Source organism: Halohasta litchfieldiae, from assembly GCF_002788215.1.
Taxonomy (GTDB): domain Archaea; phylum Halobacteriota; class Halobacteria; order Halobacteriales; family Haloferacaceae; genus Halohasta; species Halohasta litchfieldiae.
In genome coordinates, this window is record NZ_CP024845.1 from 1328819 (window position 1) to 1342899 (window position 14081).

The window sequence follows — 14081 nt, forward strand, 5'->3', positions numbered from 1 at the left end:
TGTCGACAGTGTGGTTCGAAACTAGAGGAGGGACAGAATTGTTGTTTAGAGTGCGGTAGTTCGGAGGTAGCACGGTATCAACTGTAGACGAATCTAGCTGCTGTTTTTGATCTCTTCTTTCTATCGAGAAAACAGAGAGAGTTTCTGTTTGTTGGCTTTGCTGGACGCACCCCCGTTTCCCCTTGTGATGATTCTGCAGAGCAGACGAAATGTACTCTCTTGTTCTTTAAGTAGATCTGAATTCTCGTCGCTGTGTAGTCCAATGTTACGTCCCGAGTACTTGGTTCTCCGAGAATCCGACACGTCACAATCACTGGATATCTTTTTGTTGGAAATGGGACTCCAAGTCTCTGTAGGTCGATGCTCAATGTGGAACTACCGACAGCGTCGACACGTTGGTCGACGTGAGCTAACGTCGACGGCGAGAGCCTCCTCGTCATCGCGACGGAATCCTGGCCGTCGAGAAAGCCACACACAGACAGTCCTCCAGCCGAAACTTCTCGATTGATCTTATTGTCAGGTGGGTATAATTCACATTCGACACCCAAGGGAACAACAGCGCGTTCGCTTGGGTTGTCACTACAGTAGTATGTCAAGTAAAAAACTAGAGCGGACGACCTCCAGTGAACAGTCCACCGAAACTGGTAGAGGTCATCGTCCGTCAGTCGATCTGTGGCATCGAATACGAAAAGCCTGCATCTTCACCCAACTCGATATCGTGGGGATGGGTATCGCCGGAACGCTCGTCACGATGGTGATCCTGTCGCTCGCGCCAACCCCGGCCCCCATCGTCGTCGGGTTGGTCGCCTACGGCGTCTACGTCGGCGACAGAATCAGCGATGTACGATACGACCCGCAGGCAACGTCTGAGCGGAGTGCGTTCATTGGGCGACACAGGCGTCTCCTCTCGGTCACGTCAGCTGGAGCATACGGACTCGCAATCGCCCTCTCGACGCTTGGTGGTCCACTCGCGCTCGCGATCACCCTCGTCCCAGGTGCGACTTGGATCCTGTATGTAGTGGATCTGTCCGAACGCTCGTTTGTGCCGCTCAAGCGCCTGAAGACCGTCTTTGTGCTCAATTCCACACTTGTGGCGCTAGCGTGGGCGACAGCGATGGTATTCCTGCCGATTGTGTTTGCCGACGCCGCGATCACGCCCCTCGCCGTCGTCCTCACGGTCTACTTCTTCGCCGACATCTTCGTCAACACGGAGATTCCGAACGTCCGTGACATCGAAGATGATGCCCAAAACGACGTCTCAACGTTTCCGACAGTCGTGGGCGTCCGACGGACGCGACACCTATTGTATATGATCAATATTCTCTCCATTCTCGTGGTCGTCGGGGCGTTTCTCGGCGGGTACCTGCCGATGCTCTTCGCGTTGATTCTCCTCGCCGGGCGGGTGCTGGCGGTCTTGCTCAATAGTCGTATCGGGCGCAGCGACGACTACCGTCGGCTGGAGTTGCTCGGCGAGATGAACTATGTGTTTGTGGCAAGCGTCCTGTTGATCGCCGTCTTCGGCTAATTTACCGCTTTCTCTTTTTTTTTAATTGGGTGTGAGAGAACAGCTTTTATCAACATAAGATTCGTATACATAGAGGTAATTTGGGTGACTGTGTCGAATTCAATCCTTCTGCTCCTCTCGTTACTTATTTCGATCGTTCTCGGTTCGGCTTCGGGTATCCTGGCGTGGAGGGAGGGGAAGAAGCCAGGGGCGAGAGCACTCGTGCTTCTGTTGGTCGGACAGGTGTTCTGGTCGCTCATGCTCAGTACTTCACAAAGCCGCTTAGTTAGAACGTCTGCTTGCTGAAGGTGTGTCTAAAACCAAACAAGCAGACGGTGAGATCCACGAGGACCAGCTTCTTAACTTTCTCGTCAACCGCCTTGACGAGGAAGTTTCGCTCTCGTTAGCCAATAACGCTGAAATCACTGCTGAAGACATCTATGAGGTCCTCGTCGGCGCTTGCGCCGACGGGACCTCTGTCTCTACGCTCTGTGCGTCGAGCCAGAACTCACCCGCTGGGAACACGGTCCTCTACCATCTTCGGACGAAGTTCGAGCCGGAACGGCTCGAACGAGTCGCTAAGAGTGACCGTATCTTACGTTTTACTTCAATGTTGGGCCAAAATCGACCGAGATGTCCCATGTGGCTGCTGAGTGGTCGTGTCGTGAGATCGTAGATCTCAAACCACCCTTCAGCCGAACCGGGCAAATGCTTGACTGCTTTTGAGATACGTGACCGGCAATCGTTCTCAAGCACATCTTCTGTTCCTTCTATGATTCCGCTACAACGGAAAACGTAGTCACTGCTATTAGTCATTGGTTTGTTTGATTTTGCTGACTAACGAATGTCAGTTTATGAGCACTCTGGATCTCGTTCTACACAATCTATCCATGGATCACACTCAACCACAGAGCGCTCACCACAACCGCGCGATAAAAACAACACAGAACCAACACCCTAACATAATCACATACATGTTTTCTGTTTATCTACAACCATATTCTTGGTTTTCTTCACTATTATTTCCCAAAGCACTCAAATTTCACGTGCTATAAAAACAATAATCCAACGCTTGCTCAACTAACCACATTAGAAGCTAATTATCAATCATACAGATGAAGAAACAGTAGACAGCGTATTCATGAACTAGTCTTTCATGATATCTTTTATTTTCTTACAGGCATTCCATCCTTCAACATCATGCAGCTCACAGATTGCTTCAAACGATTCAGATCCAACAATTCGATCATCAATTTCTTTTGCATCGACCTCACCAATATATGCAATTGCACCGAGTACTAGGGCCTCGATGCCTCCGATTTGATTAAATCGTCGACCGTTGGTGTTAGTGACAATATCAACGACACGGCGTTTTTGGAAAGCAGAGAGATGCAGTGAATCCGCGAGAGCATGACTCAGGTGAACCTTGTCTTGGTGCTCTCGTCGGCCAGTATCATCAGAATTCCATTCGTGTTGGTGCTTCCAAAGGCGATTCCACTTGTCAGTATCCTTTGCACTCTCCGCATAGAATGTCGTTCGAGCAGTTTCGAACTGAATAAGCCGCTTTTTATTGTCGACAATGCGGTCACGCTTCACAGCAAGAGCGGATCGTTGACCATCACCAGATTCAGCGACGACAGGCTGTCCAGAACGCGTAACTCCGACAACGTACTCAGATTCAGAACCGTACGACACTGGACGACCCCATAAGAAGTCTACTGTGCACGTACTACTTAAATAGACCCGGTTAATACTACGAAATACTACGCTTAGTTCAGAACTAACGGTTTGTCGTGGTTAGGACGCTTCTTAATTCACGCATTATTAGTGTGGGACTACTCTAACAGCCGTTCAAAGTTAATTAGGTGCCGACAGACCTCACTCATATTTCAACTCAAATCATCGGGATAGAGTACATTTAGGCCGTCAATATACTCGAAATCACGATCCATAGCAACGATATCTGCATCATAATCCAGAGCGACGGCAGCGATGAGAACATCAACCGCATTAATTTGTTGACCCTGATCGAACAGTTGAGCCCGTATCCGGGCACCCTCCTGAGCTGCACTTCGGTTGAATCCAATCACACCAATCCAATCGAGTGAGTCATCAATCGCTGCAATCGAGTCTCCCTGCTTGTTGGATCGTTCGGCCCCAGTATAGAGCTCCCACAATGCCAAGGTCGGGACCACGTACTCAGCATTTGGTCGCGCCTCCAGAAACGACAGTGCATGATCTCGACCGTGGAGATAGTCGATAAGAAAGCTACTGTCCAAACAAAGCATCTTGTCGCTCCTCAACCCCCTTCTCGAACTCTTCACTTGCCTTCTCTACCTGGGCTTCGAGATCGGTTTCAGCGAATGACCCAAACCCGCTCTTGAAATCGGGTGTCTCGTCATCTTCGTCGACGATCCACCAGACGACTGAGCGGGCCCCAACGTCCTTTCGCTCGACGGCCTTACGTTCGTGAAGATCAACGAGTCGCTTTCGAACAGCACTCCGACCAATCGGGAGCTCATCTGCAATCTCAGTTGCAGTCATCACTGGGGCTGACGCTCGCTCAAGAATCCCAAGAATATCGGCGTCTGTAACCGATGGTGTGTATCGTCCCCCACCGTCTCGATCTGATCCAGACATACACGGCTATTTTCACTACTCCGTATTAGCTATTACTCTCGTGAAAACTTGATTTATAAGCCCAAGCTTCACGAAACGAGCGGATCCAGAAGGCCAGATCACATCATCGACCAGTATTTGCACGTTTGTATATTAACGTGCAAAAATTCGACTCCAGGCCGGGAATTGTCTCTGTTGAGGGCCGATATCAACACCGCTAAGTGCATGATTCTCATGAATAACACGCAATGCGAACCGAACGGAACAAAGACAGCTCCTGGAACGTCTGGCTCTCACGGAGCGAATACGAAGTACTGCCTCGGGAAGCCAAGACGTTTGAACAGGAAGTAGCGATCCGGCTAATGGGTGATTGCGGGCTTCGTGTCCAGGAAGTCCTTGATGTGAAGCCTAAGCACGTCTCCAGAATGAGCGACGGTACGCACTTCGAGCTGAAAGTCGTCGGTGGAAAGGACACCACCGGTGAGTATACCGGGGGTAAGTACCGCGAGACATGGCTTCCACGGGATGTTGAGGCAACAATCAACCGCTACATTCAGCAGACTGGGATCGACGACGAGGAACGCTTAGTGCCGAAAGCCAAACGGACCGTCCAGTACTGGGTTGAACAAACAGCCGAGAAAGCAGCCGAAGAAACTGGAGACGATGACTACCGCCGTATTTCAACCCACGATCTTCGCCGCTGTTGGGCAAATCACCTCCTTGTCGAACAGAACGTCAGCCCGCGGATCGTCATGGCTCTCGGGGGATGGAGTTCCTATGACGCTATTGAGCCTTATCTCGCCGCTCCAACTGAACAGAACATTATCGAATCAATGAGAACTGCATTACAGTGACGCAGGTGTTTAGCCCCATATTATGTGTTTCGCGCGCACGTGAATGATATCCTAAGTCGTAGTATACTCTCAAACCACCCGTATCGTACCGCTGTAAGATGGTCTGCGTGATATACAGTATATCGCTATATCAATTTTCTAGATCAACTGAGGTTTTCACGCAGAATTAGATCGTCATGTTACACCGAAAGGCACCGCGACCGTGGGGGAGATCATTGCTACTGACTGGAATGATAATACTAGATAGCCAAGTACGAACCACTGGTAACCGAAAAAATTTGTCTCAGAAGCGACCAGACTTTATTTCTACCACCGAAAGTGTCGGTTACTCTCATGCCGAATACGACTCACCCTTGGCTCCCCGAAGATGCTGACGAAACTTTTGATCCACTTGATTATGCGGATGTAACACCCTCTCCCGACACTCCATTGGTTGTTACCCCACGTGGAGGTGATCGAGAGGTCGGTCGGAGTTGCTATCAGGTCGACACCCAGCACGGCCGGTATCTTGTCGATTGCGGGCTGAATCAGGGCACCGGCGAGAAGTTCCCCGACTTCCGCGGATTACAGCCGCAATCAATCGACGCTGTATTCCTTACCCATGCCCACGTCGACCACTGCGGTGGGCTGCCAGTCCTCGAAAATCGAAATCTCCTCGCTGATGATGCTCCCATCATTGCTACCCCACCGACGGTCTCGATTGCCTCACTCATGCTTGAGGACTCATTGAAGATTCATCGCCGCGAAACCGATAACTCACAGGCAATCCAACAGTTTACTAGTCGTGATGTCGCCGAGGTGTGTGATCGCTTCCAGACGGTCGACTACGGCGGTGGCCGTATCGAAGGTGTGGCTCCAGTCTCGGATGTCGAACCGGCAATCTTCCAGTTCGGCAACGCAGCTCATCTCCTCGGATCTGCATGGGTGATGATCCAGACCAGTGGCTATCGTGTCTGTTTTTCTGGTGACCTCGGTGGCAGAGCCACCCACCTTCCCGACCTGAGTCCGCCCCCAGAGTCAGATCTCCTCATGTTGGAGTCGACCTACGGCGACACTCACAGCCACCCCTCTCTCAGTGGTGCTCGTACAGACCTCTGGACTGATATCGAACGGGCGATCCAAACGCGTGAACCCGTCTTGATTCCCACCTTTGCTATTGGGCGTGCCCAGACGATTCTGTTGATAATCGCTGAACGATTCCATACCTTGTCTACTGACCTTCGGGATCGTCTCGAAATTGTTCTCGATGGCATGGCCGTCGAAGGGACTGACATCTATCACCAATACGTCGACGACGAGACCTATGTCGACGAGTCGCTGGTCAACCGGGTGACCGAGAGTGGTCAGACGGAACCGTTCTTCCCGGAGTCAATCACTACTCCTGAGACAGACCAAGACCGCCAAGAGATCCTCTCACGTGCAGTACGTGATGATACCGTCCCAGTTATTATTTCGCCGTCAGGGATGCTAACCGGTGGAAACTCTCCGCGGTATCTGGCTGAGTTTGCAGCCCGCTTCGGGACTGCTTCGGTCTTCCTAACGGGATATCAGGCTACCAATACCACTGGTCGGACCCTCCAGTCACAGTATCAGGCAGACCAAGAGACGATCTCAGCAACCATTGATGCAACACCACTCGGTACTGACTGGCCTGACAGTACTGACGTTCAATGGGTCCCACCCGAGAATGACAACGGTTCGGAACTGAAAACTCGGCTTTCATTCCCTGCTGACTGGATCTCGATGGTTGACGGACTCAGCGGCCACGCCGCACAGAGCGGCTTACTCTCATTTGCTCGGACAGTGGGGCCAGACACAATCGCGCTCATACACGGCCCCGACTACGCCCAGGAACGGCTTGGACCCCACCTTGCTGAGAACGTCACCGGTGTCAAGCAGGTCACTCGAAGCCGACGGCTGAGTCCTATCGCCGTTGGTGCTGATTCGGATGTCGACACCGCTGCAATCTCACCAGAGGAGATCGACAGCACAGGCTATACCGACCTCGAAGACCAGATTGACCACCTCTATGACCTGTTGAGCCAGCTCAACGGAGAGGTTGCTGCTGCTCGCAACGAGACAGGGCTCTCTGAAGCAGAGATCCGGGAGATCGTTCGAGATGAAATTGAAACAGAAGAGTGAATCATAGAGTGGTCTCGCAGATTAGTTGAGACATATATTCAGATTCACCGTCGTTTCAATACTATCGCCACGTTTCAGACCTATACAGATCCAGTGACCCTATTGCTGGGTTCGAAGATAGATACCTAATTCTCGATATACGTCTTCAACAGTAGAGTGAGTCGCTTTTGCAGGTTGTTGGGTTATCATCCAGTCTTTGAGAGTCAACACAGCCCATGGAGAAATATGCGAGACCTTCGGCAGTCTTCCTTCGTCTATCCTCTCTTCCGTGAGCTCGATAGCCTGTTCCCGAGCTGTTGTCGTAACAATAGCAGCAATATACTCTTCGCCGTGGAACGGGTGTTGCTTGTTTGAAAGTATTAGATAAGGTCGGGTCGAGCTATTTCCGAAGGGGTCATCAGCAATAACAATTGCTCCTTGATTGTACGCCATCCTATTCGTCCTCAGCACTCAGATCAGGCAAATCTTCTTCCCACCCTTCGTTTTCGGCGTACCAATCATCGCCAAAGGATGATGCGGCAGTTTCAACACCAACAAACGAAGCAATCGCAGACCCGAGTCTGTCATCCTCTGCTGCAGCCCAATACGGTTTTTTGTGTCGAACTAGCCCCGCCTCTTCGAGCCGCTTCAATGTTGGACCAACGCTTCCACGAGGTATCTCGGTTTGATCTGCTAATTCTGCTGGCGTATATCCAACACTGGGCGTCTCAAGTAGAAACTCCATCAACCGCCTCGCGTTGGTGCCTTCGGACAGGTCAATCCGGGGGCTACCAGGTGTGTGTTTTTCGAAGTCGACTGGCATATACGACTATTGTATTTGAATTGTATTAGCCCTTGTGCCGACTTAGACACCAGGTCGACGCCCCGCGGAACGCGTGCTACGAGTAGGACAATCACTCTCCATAATAATTTAGCCCTGTCTGCTGGTGACTCAGCGGGCAACTCATCCAATCTTCGCAACTGCAAAAATCACATATTGTTATACAATTCCGAGTGGGCTCTTCTAAGCCAGCTCACCAAAGACCACGCAAACAGTTAAGACAGTTTAGACAATAAATCTATCTTGTATGTCTAAACCGTTAAAGATCGCTGTGTCAAATCAAAAAGGAGGCGTTGGAAAAACAACTGTCGCAATCAATGTTGCTGGTGCGCTAGCTGATCGTGGGAACGACGTTCTGTTTGTAGATCTCGATCCCCAAGGGAACGCCACCGAGAATCTTGGAATGATGGAACGCTACGACGACCCCGAGCCAAATCTGTTTACATGCCTCACAGATTCTACCGAACGCGAGCGGGTAAGAGAGATTATCTGTGATCACGACGAGATGGATTTGATTCCATCAAATATCGACATGACTGCTGCCGAGCCGGAGCTCACACTCAGTCGCCGCAGTGGTGAGCAGCTTGCCCTGCTCTTGGATATGGTTGAGGACGACTACGACGTTATCCTCGTCGACTGTCCGCCATTCTTGGGAAACCTCATGGACAACGCCCTATTCGCCACTCAAAACGTTCTCATCCCAGCACTCGCGGAGTCGACCTCGAAACGTGCCTTCGAACTCCTATTCGATCACGTCGACGCCCTAGAGTATGATTACGAGATCGGTATTGAGGATATTGGTGTAGTAATTAACCGGATAGACGTACGGAAGACTCAGGCAACCGAGATGATCGAGTGGATCGAAAGTGCGTTTGAGGGCAAGCCGACGTGGAAGGTCCGAGAGCGAGCAGCCATCCAGAAATCCCTAGACTCGGGGCAGTCGCTTGCCAAGTTCGATCCGGATTGTGATATGGTCAATGTTTTCGACGAGATCGCAGTCGAGATTGAGCGTGTTGCTGAGAGCCAAGTTGCTGATGGGGAGGCTACAGCATGAGCGATGACGAGGGTGAAGACCGTGCCAGCCGGCTGCGGAACCGCCGAAATAAGACTCGTGAGAAGGCCAAATCTGGGACAGAGAAGATGGAAAAAGAAGCAAAGAGCGATAAGGAATCTACACAGTCTAAACCATCTAAGACGAATAAGATCTCTGTGAAAGAAGACCGCCCAGCTCAAATGATGTACCTCCCCGAATCAATGCAGCGGGAGATGAATCGGCAATTTGGTATGATTGAAACTGAGTATGAATACGAATTCAGTGAGAACTTCGAAAAAAACCGTCACTACTTCCCACTACTAATCAAAGCCGGTTTAGATAGTTTAGACGGTTTAGATATAAAAGACATCAAAGATAAATTAGACAGTTTTGACGGATAACCCATTTTATTTTTGTGCCGTAATTCTGGCACCCCGTGTATTGCCAACACTAACAAGTTAGTAGTCTCTACTAACTTATGTGGCTAACAATATCAAAGAGTCGGCTGGTGGATGGGCGTTGCAGATTACGAAGCCAGCGCGGAAAGCGGACCTAATTGTTGAAGATGACGACGGAGAGGTGACACGCTTAGCCGAGGTCTACGTTTACGGGTTCGACAGCTTGCTACTTATCATCGATGCCGAAAACGTGTCGACAAGCCACCGTGCGGAGTTAGTCGCATCTGCAGCCGAGGACACCAATAGTATCCATCAAGGTGCGATGTCATCAGTAGGAATTGCAGGCAATGGCTATCAAGTCCAACTACCCGGATGCCGCGAGGCGGGCTTTGAGATCGGTAATAGTGCACCGACAGTCGTTGATCAAGGCTTGATCGTCATCCACAATAGGAGCAGTGTCCAACTCGCAGAAAACTTGCTCACAATCCGGAGATCACAAGTTAGTAGTTAATACTAACCTGCTTAGAAGGTGTGAGGGGTAGAACGCTCACCCATATGTAGAGCTGCCGAAACAGGGTGACCGCTGGTGAAAGGTGACTGCTCGAAGTGCTGTGTAAAGGCTGATCTCGACTGAATCCACTTCGTGGAGGAAACACGTACATAGGCACTCTACTGTGTCTTTCCACGCATCTACATAGCGTCAAGTGTTATGCGGGAGGTGTAGTCTGATAATGTCATGACACGGATGGCGTGTCACAACAACTATGTCTCTCGGGGATGAATACTAACACAAGATGTCGACGAACAACGACAAGATCCAGTTCCGAGGGCGAGCTGAAAAGGAGGCAACACAGATCGTCGACCAGCTACGGCTTGGTGGGATCAACATCAGTGAACTTGCTCGTCAGGGGTTAGCCGAGAAGCTTCGAGAGACGCTGTCAGATGAAGAGAGGATTACTCTTCACCAGCAGTACAAAGATGGCGAGCTGTCCGATGATGCTGCAGAAATCTTGCTCGGTGATGCCATTGAAGAGATCGACCGCGAGCGGGAGACCTTCGAAGAGGCCACAGAGCTTGACACGACTGATGTGTTCCAGGAGTGACAATGGTCGACGATGACGTACGATATCCCGTAATTGTTGACACTGACGCTTTAATTGCTGTTGCAAACACAAGCCTGTGGCCCCGTATTGTCGAGACGCTCCAACTGACGACGACAAACGTCTGTTATCACGAACTCACACGCCATATTCGGGAGACATCCGAACACGCACCAGAGGGGACACAGGAGAAGTGGCTTCATGATGGGTGTACCAATGTACGCGAACCATTTGATGACGATACGAACGATTCGTTTACTGTTGTCTCATGTGTCCCACGACCACATGGGGAGGATGCTGGCGAGCAGTCGATACAAACCGAGATCAAACAGCATCCCGGAACATATCGGTTTGCGATTTTAATGGACAAGCACGGTCGACGGTCGATCAACCGTGTTTTTGACCAGGCAGACGAGACGAACGGAAAGGCGGTTGCACCCACGTTTTTGCTGTATCTGTTACTTGATTCAGGAGCCTGTACTGTCGAAGAGTTTTGCCACGCCTGCGGTGAGATGCTTCGCGGCGAAGGGTGGGTCGGATACCAGGCGATTCAAGCAGCATGGGAGGCGATCCCGGTTGACTGTGCACAGTATCTCCCAGATAATCTCCTCTCATGATGTGTCGATAGATAGCTTGAGCCCCCAACTACGATGATAAGCTCTCGCCCTTCAGTGAAGAGAGGATGACAACATTGCCTCTCCAATTCGACGTTCGGTCGGCTCAGCAAGATACGGTTCAATGGCGGAGTAATCACTCCAGCCACCGATAGCCATCATTGTCCGGACGTCGACTTGTCGTTCGACGAGATGGTAGGTCGCCCAACTACGCCGGAGATCGTGTGAGGAAACTGATTTCCACCGTTTGTTGCCCGTTTCGTCAGCAATCGCCTGTGTTGCTTCCTTCACCCACCGACGGATCGATGGTGTAGAGACGTCGACCCACAGATCTGACTCGGAGAGCTTGCGTTCACGAGTATATTTGTGGATGTCATCAGCTACTGTTTCGGGCATCCAAGCATCGCGGGTCTTCGGACCGCCACCTTTGGTATTCTTGCCTCGGACCTCAAAGAGCCAGATATCACCATCTTTTGACCACCTGAGTTCCTCGGTACTCGGATAGGAAACTTCGCTCACACGGAGCCCACACCGCCCCATCAGTTGCATTGCAATCTCTTGTTCCCACCCGGCGGCACCAGCAGTCCGTTCAAGATAATCGAGCTCATCAGGTGACAACCAGCATTTGACAACTGGATCTGAGTCATCGATCCGAACCATGAACAGATAGATAGGGGTTTTCGATCAAAAATTGGTTTGGCGGTCCGCTGAGAGGATCATATATCGGTTGATGTAGGGATGTTCAATCGAGTTACGGCATAACTCGATCAATTCATTCTGCAATGCTGGGTCTTCTATCTGTCTCGACGGTTCGAGCCTTGGATTCCGTAGGCTTCGCCGTCGGTTTCAATCCCGTGCAGGGTTTTCTAGGCGTCTCGACCACATCTTCAGTCGATCACATCGGGTTAGAGAAAGTGTCTGCTTGGACGTGGTGTGAAACCTGGCGGCGCCCCACCACAGGGGGCGCCGCCTCTTGGAGTGGCCGTTCGTAGAGTTTTGCCAGATGGTACTCCGCGCTGCCTGGACCGCACTCGGAGTTCGTCGAGCTGTTCCAGCGAACCGACCGCTCGACCGGCAGTTCTTCCGATTGTTGCCCTCGGATTAGGGCATCATTGATGAGTGGCAACGCTGTCGCATCGGCGGCTGATCGACAAATCCCTATCCCGCCCCCCGACTTCCCAGCAGTGGTACCCTGACACAGCAGGCCTCGACTAGGACGGCAATAAATACGAGTCGACGAGGGTTCACGCTATCGGAATTTGCGAGCCAAATAAAAAATCTGCCGCCGACAACAGCCGATTAGTTAGGCCACTGTCGTTCGGCGAGCGTGTTTGAAGACCCACCCGATGGGTTGGTCCATACAACACGGACGACCTCACCAGTGGTATCTGAACCGTCGACAGGTATTGTGAGTTCATCACCGGTTGAGATGGTGCTTGACCACGTATCGTTTCTAGTAGCATCATCTGTGTTGGTGTTGGTTTTGTTAAACCCTGACCCATCGTACAATGGTGAGCCACCGACTGATATTTCAATTTCGCTTTTTTCAATATTGTCGCCACCTTCGTGTGTGAGCGTCACATTCGTATCAGAGTCGAATGAAAATCCGATCGTAGCTTGTGGTGCATTAGTCGACACCTGATCGCCGAGTCCGAGCACAAACGCACCGATCACGGCGGCCAGGATGACGGTTATCGCCACCATGAGGATGACCCCTATAACAGGAGACACACCACGTTCATTATCGTCTGTGAATAGTTCTTTGAACATTTTTGGTATACCTCCACATGGCACAACGGTTATTTCGATACATCCCGTCGACACGGTTGGAGCACGCCATCCCGCTCCGCCGTTCTTCGTCGACAGTTACATTCGAGCGACTGTTGTGCTGTGGTGTATGTCACTAGGCTGGTAGTGATATAAATACGTTTGTTCGACAGCCTCATATCTGATAGTGGTCTTGTATTAGGTAGCATGGAGCGACTGCCAAGTGTTGAGGACCTTGCTGGGACCTACAACACCCCTGCATATGCCAACCCGATGGATGCTGTCGAAGATTATCGGCAGTACCAACGAGAGTGGGCAACGACGACCCTCGGCTCACACGCAATTTCGACGCGCATGGAGTTGCCTCGTGGTCGGATTCGGTCGTGGGAAGACGGCAGTCGACCAGATGTCGTTAACGGTATCGAGACCGCCCGTGAGCACGGCTGGCTCGAATGCGAGGCCGACAGCGATACCTTCGCGGCGCTGAACCGACTGGTCGCCGGTGTGTTTTCGGGCGGGTCGATCAGTGCTTCAACCTTTGAGCCGAGTTATTCCGCACCCGACGATCGCGTCGACGGCCAGCTCCGGGCTGATCTCGACACCCTCGGCGTCGGGAGTCGTATCGCTCTCTCGAACTCCGGAAACGTCGAAGAGATACGGCCGGAGTCAGACGCCAGCGTGCTGGGCCGGGTGCTTGTCGCCCTCGGTGCGCCTGCTGGTGAGAAAGCGGGCGTGGTTGAGCGACTGCCGTCGTACCTCTATCGCCACGCTGATTCAACCCAACGGGAGTTCGCCCGTGTGTACGTCGCCAATCGGGCGACCGACCGGCGCGACCGTAACTTCATGCAGATTCGGGAGGAGCGTTCGGACCGGTATCTCGATTCCGTCGCAGTATTGCTCCGTTCGACGATGGACGTAGAAGTGTGGCGCGGCGACCGCACAATCCGGTTTCGGAAAGCGGGTATGGAAGCGATCGGTCTAGTCTGTCTCCAACGATGAAGTCCTAGGTACAACTGATAGACGGTATGTAGTGGGCATCTAACAGATCACGACTGAAGACCCACTAGGTTGAACGGCTAACCTGCTTGGACAGCACTCGAAGTTCGTCGATCTGTTCCACCGAACCAACCGCTTGACAGCCGGTTCTTCCGGTGGTTGTCCCCGAATCAGGGCAGCGTTGATTGGTGGCAACACTGTCGCGTCGGCGGCTGACCGCCGCCGACAGCGACT

The 14081-nt window shown here is 51.7% G+C and carries 16 protein-coding genes and 2 pseudogenes; 10 read left to right on the forward strand and 8 right to left on the reverse strand.

Features of this window, described 5'->3' with window-relative positions; translation table 11 throughout:
- Positions 1-724: 724 nt before the first annotated feature.
- Positions 725-1525: a UbiA family prenyltransferase gene (locus tag HALTADL_RS06740; RefSeq protein WP_245708462.1), complete on the forward strand. Its 801-nt coding sequence runs from the start codon at positions 725-727 to the stop codon at positions 1523-1525.
- On the opposite strand, the gene HALTADL_RS17250 is transcribed toward HALTADL_RS06740, so the two are convergent.
- A complete protein-coding gene (locus HALTADL_RS17250) occupies positions 1522-1764 on the reverse strand; it encodes a hypothetical protein (RefSeq protein ID WP_162551684.1) in 243 nt (80 codons plus the stop codon). The genes HALTADL_RS06740 and HALTADL_RS17250 overlap by 4 nt on opposite strands.
- 50 nt (positions 1765-1814) lie before the next feature.
- Here HALTADL_RS17250 and HALTADL_RS06750 point away from each other — a divergent pair.
- Positions 1815-2090 (forward strand): annotated as a pseudogene (locus HALTADL_RS06750) (ISH3 family transposase); the annotation flags it as partial.
- Positions 2091-2650: 560 nt separating this feature from the next.
- Here HALTADL_RS06750 and HALTADL_RS06755 read toward each other — a convergent pair.
- From HALTADL_RS06755 to HALTADL_RS06765, 3 genes are all read right to left on the reverse strand, one after another.
- Positions 2651-3199 carry a hypothetical protein gene (locus tag HALTADL_RS06755; RefSeq protein WP_143054169.1) on the reverse strand — a complete coding sequence of 183 codons (549 nt, stop codon included), beginning with the start codon at positions 3197-3199 and terminating at the stop codon, positions 2651-2653.
- Between the two features lie 194 nt (positions 3200-3393).
- Positions 3394-3792, reverse strand: coding sequence for a PIN domain-containing protein (locus tag HALTADL_RS06760; RefSeq protein ID WP_089673172.1), 399 nt, complete (start codon positions 3790-3792; stop codon positions 3394-3396).
- The gene (locus tag HALTADL_RS06765) at positions 3773-4144 is read right to left on the reverse strand and encodes a helix-turn-helix domain-containing protein (protein ID WP_089673171.1); all 372 of its coding nucleotides are present in this window, start codon (positions 4142-4144) and stop codon (positions 3773-3775) included. Before HALTADL_RS06765 ends, HALTADL_RS06760 begins: the two co-directional genes overlap by 20 nt.
- 227 nt (positions 4145-4371) lie before the next feature.
- On the opposite strand from HALTADL_RS06765, the gene HALTADL_RS06770 reads away from it, so the two are divergent.
- Together HALTADL_RS06770 and HALTADL_RS06775 are read left to right on the forward strand one after the other, a co-directional pair.
- Positions 4372-4977, forward strand: coding sequence for a site-specific integrase (locus HALTADL_RS06770; RefSeq protein WP_088901861.1), 606 nt, complete (start codon positions 4372-4374; stop codon positions 4975-4977).
- 333 nt (positions 4978-5310) lie between these two features.
- Entirely contained in the window at positions 5311-7119 is a 1809-nt protein-coding gene (locus tag HALTADL_RS06775) for an MBL fold metallo-hydrolase (RefSeq protein WP_088901860.1), read from the forward strand.
- Between the two features lie 99 nt (positions 7120-7218).
- On the opposite strand, the gene HALTADL_RS06780 is transcribed toward HALTADL_RS06775, so the two are convergent.
- Together HALTADL_RS06780 and HALTADL_RS06785 are read right to left on the reverse strand one after the other, a co-directional pair.
- Positions 7219-7551 (reverse strand): hypothetical protein, encoded by a 333-nt coding sequence (locus HALTADL_RS06780; protein WP_088901859.1) that lies wholly within the window; start codon positions 7549-7551, stop codon positions 7219-7221.
- A 1-nt stretch (position 7552) separates the two neighbouring features.
- Positions 7553-7843 carry a winged helix-turn-helix domain-containing protein gene (locus HALTADL_RS06785; protein ID WP_245708460.1) on the reverse strand — a complete coding sequence of 97 codons (291 nt, stop codon included), beginning with the start codon at positions 7841-7843 and terminating at the stop codon, positions 7553-7555.
- Positions 7844-8186: 343 nt separating this feature from the next.
- Here HALTADL_RS06785 and HALTADL_RS06790 point away from each other — a divergent pair, with 343 nt between their 5' ends.
- The 4 genes from HALTADL_RS06790 to HALTADL_RS06810 all read left to right on the forward strand — a co-directional run bounded on the left by HALTADL_RS06790 (position 8187) and on the right by HALTADL_RS06810 (position 11087).
- On the forward strand, positions 8187-8993 hold the full coding sequence (locus HALTADL_RS06790) for a ParA family protein (RefSeq protein ID WP_089673170.1): 807 nt from the start codon (positions 8187-8189) through the stop codon (positions 8991-8993).
- Positions 8990-9373: a hypothetical protein gene (locus tag HALTADL_RS06795; protein ID WP_089673169.1), complete on the forward strand. Its 384-nt coding sequence runs from the start codon at positions 8990-8992 to the stop codon at positions 9371-9373. Before HALTADL_RS06790 ends, HALTADL_RS06795 begins: the two co-directional genes overlap by 4 nt.
- 791 nt (positions 9374-10164) lie before the next feature.
- On the forward strand, positions 10165-10473 hold the full coding sequence (locus HALTADL_RS06805) for a hypothetical protein (protein ID WP_089673167.1): 309 nt from the start codon (positions 10165-10167) through the stop codon (positions 10471-10473).
- Positions 10474-10475: 2 nt separating this feature from the next.
- Positions 10476-11087 carry a hypothetical protein gene (locus HALTADL_RS06810; RefSeq protein WP_177171942.1) on the forward strand — a complete coding sequence of 204 codons (612 nt, stop codon included), beginning with the start codon at positions 10476-10478 and terminating at the stop codon, positions 11085-11087.
- A gap of 51 nt (positions 11088-11138) precedes the next feature.
- Here HALTADL_RS06810 and HALTADL_RS06815 read toward each other — a convergent pair whose 3' ends face one another.
- A complete protein-coding gene (locus tag HALTADL_RS06815) occupies positions 11139-11744 on the reverse strand; it encodes a site-specific integrase (protein ID WP_089673166.1) in 606 nt (201 codons plus the stop codon).
- Between the two features lie 289 nt (positions 11745-12033).
- Here HALTADL_RS06815 and HALTADL_RS18005 point away from each other — a divergent pair.
- Positions 12034-12189 (forward strand): annotated as a pseudogene (locus HALTADL_RS18005) (ISH3 family transposase); the annotation flags it as partial.
- 194 nt (positions 12190-12383) lie between these two features.
- On the opposite strand, the gene HALTADL_RS06825 reads toward HALTADL_RS18005, so the two are convergent.
- Positions 12384-12854, reverse strand: a complete 471-nt coding sequence (locus HALTADL_RS06825; protein WP_089673165.1) for a type IV pilin — start codon at positions 12852-12854, stop codon at positions 12384-12386.
- Positions 12855-13058: 204 nt separating this feature from the next.
- On the opposite strand from HALTADL_RS06825, the gene HALTADL_RS06830 reads away from it, so the two are divergent.
- Positions 13059-13850 carry a hypothetical protein gene (locus tag HALTADL_RS06830; RefSeq protein ID WP_089673164.1) on the forward strand — a complete coding sequence of 264 codons (792 nt, stop codon included), beginning with the start codon at positions 13059-13061 and terminating at the stop codon, positions 13848-13850.
- The last annotated feature ends 231 nt before the right edge of the window (positions 13851-14081 follow it).

Bases quoted from the DNA above. Each gene is read 5' to 3' on its own strand.
- HALTADL_RS06770 (WP_088901861.1), top strand. From the start codon at position 4,372: ATGCGAACCGAACGGAACAAAGACAGCTCCTGGAACGTCTGGCTCTCA.
- HALTADL_RS06790 (WP_089673170.1), top strand. From the start codon at position 8,187: ATGTCTAAACCGTTAAAGATCGCTGTGTCAAATCAAAAAGGAGGCGTT.
- HALTADL_RS06775 (WP_088901860.1), top strand. From the start codon at position 5,311: ATGCCGAATACGACTCACCCTTGGCTCCCCGAAGATGCTGACGAAACT.
- HALTADL_RS06765 (WP_089673171.1), bottom strand. From the start codon at position 4,144: ATGTCTGGATCAGATCGAGACGGTGGGGGACGATACACACCATCGGTT.
- HALTADL_RS06830 (WP_089673164.1), top strand. From the start codon at position 13,059: ATGGAGCGACTGCCAAGTGTTGAGGACCTTGCTGGGACCTACAACACC.
- HALTADL_RS06785 (WP_245708460.1), bottom strand. From the start codon at position 7,843: ATGGAGTTTCTACTTGAGACGCCCAGTGTTGGATATACGCCAGCAGAA.
- HALTADL_RS06780 (WP_088901859.1), bottom strand. From the start codon at position 7,551: ATGGCGTACAATCAAGGAGCAATTGTTATTGCTGATGACCCCTTCGGA.
- HALTADL_RS06760 (WP_089673172.1), bottom strand. From the start codon at position 3,792: ATGCTTTGTTTGGACAGTAGCTTTCTTATCGACTATCTCCACGGTCGA.
- HALTADL_RS06815 (WP_089673166.1), bottom strand. From the start codon at position 11,744: ATGGTTCGGATCGATGACTCAGATCCAGTTGTCAAATGCTGGTTGTCA.
- HALTADL_RS06795 (WP_089673169.1), top strand. From the start codon at position 8,990: ATGAGCGATGACGAGGGTGAAGACCGTGCCAGCCGGCTGCGGAACCGC.
- HALTADL_RS17250 (WP_162551684.1), bottom strand. From the start codon at position 1,764: ATGAGCGACCAGAACACCTGTCCGACCAACAGAAGCACGAGTGCTCTC.
- HALTADL_RS06805 (WP_089673167.1), top strand. From the start codon at position 10,165: ATGTCGACGAACAACGACAAGATCCAGTTCCGAGGGCGAGCTGAAAAG.
- HALTADL_RS06740 (WP_245708462.1), top strand. From the start codon at position 725: ATGGGTATCGCCGGAACGCTCGTCACGATGGTGATCCTGTCGCTCGCG.
- HALTADL_RS06810 (WP_177171942.1), top strand. From the start codon at position 10,476: ATGGTCGACGATGACGTACGATATCCCGTAATTGTTGACACTGACGCT.
- HALTADL_RS06825 (WP_089673165.1), bottom strand. From the start codon at position 12,854: ATGTTCAAAGAACTATTCACAGACGATAATGAACGTGGTGTGTCTCCT.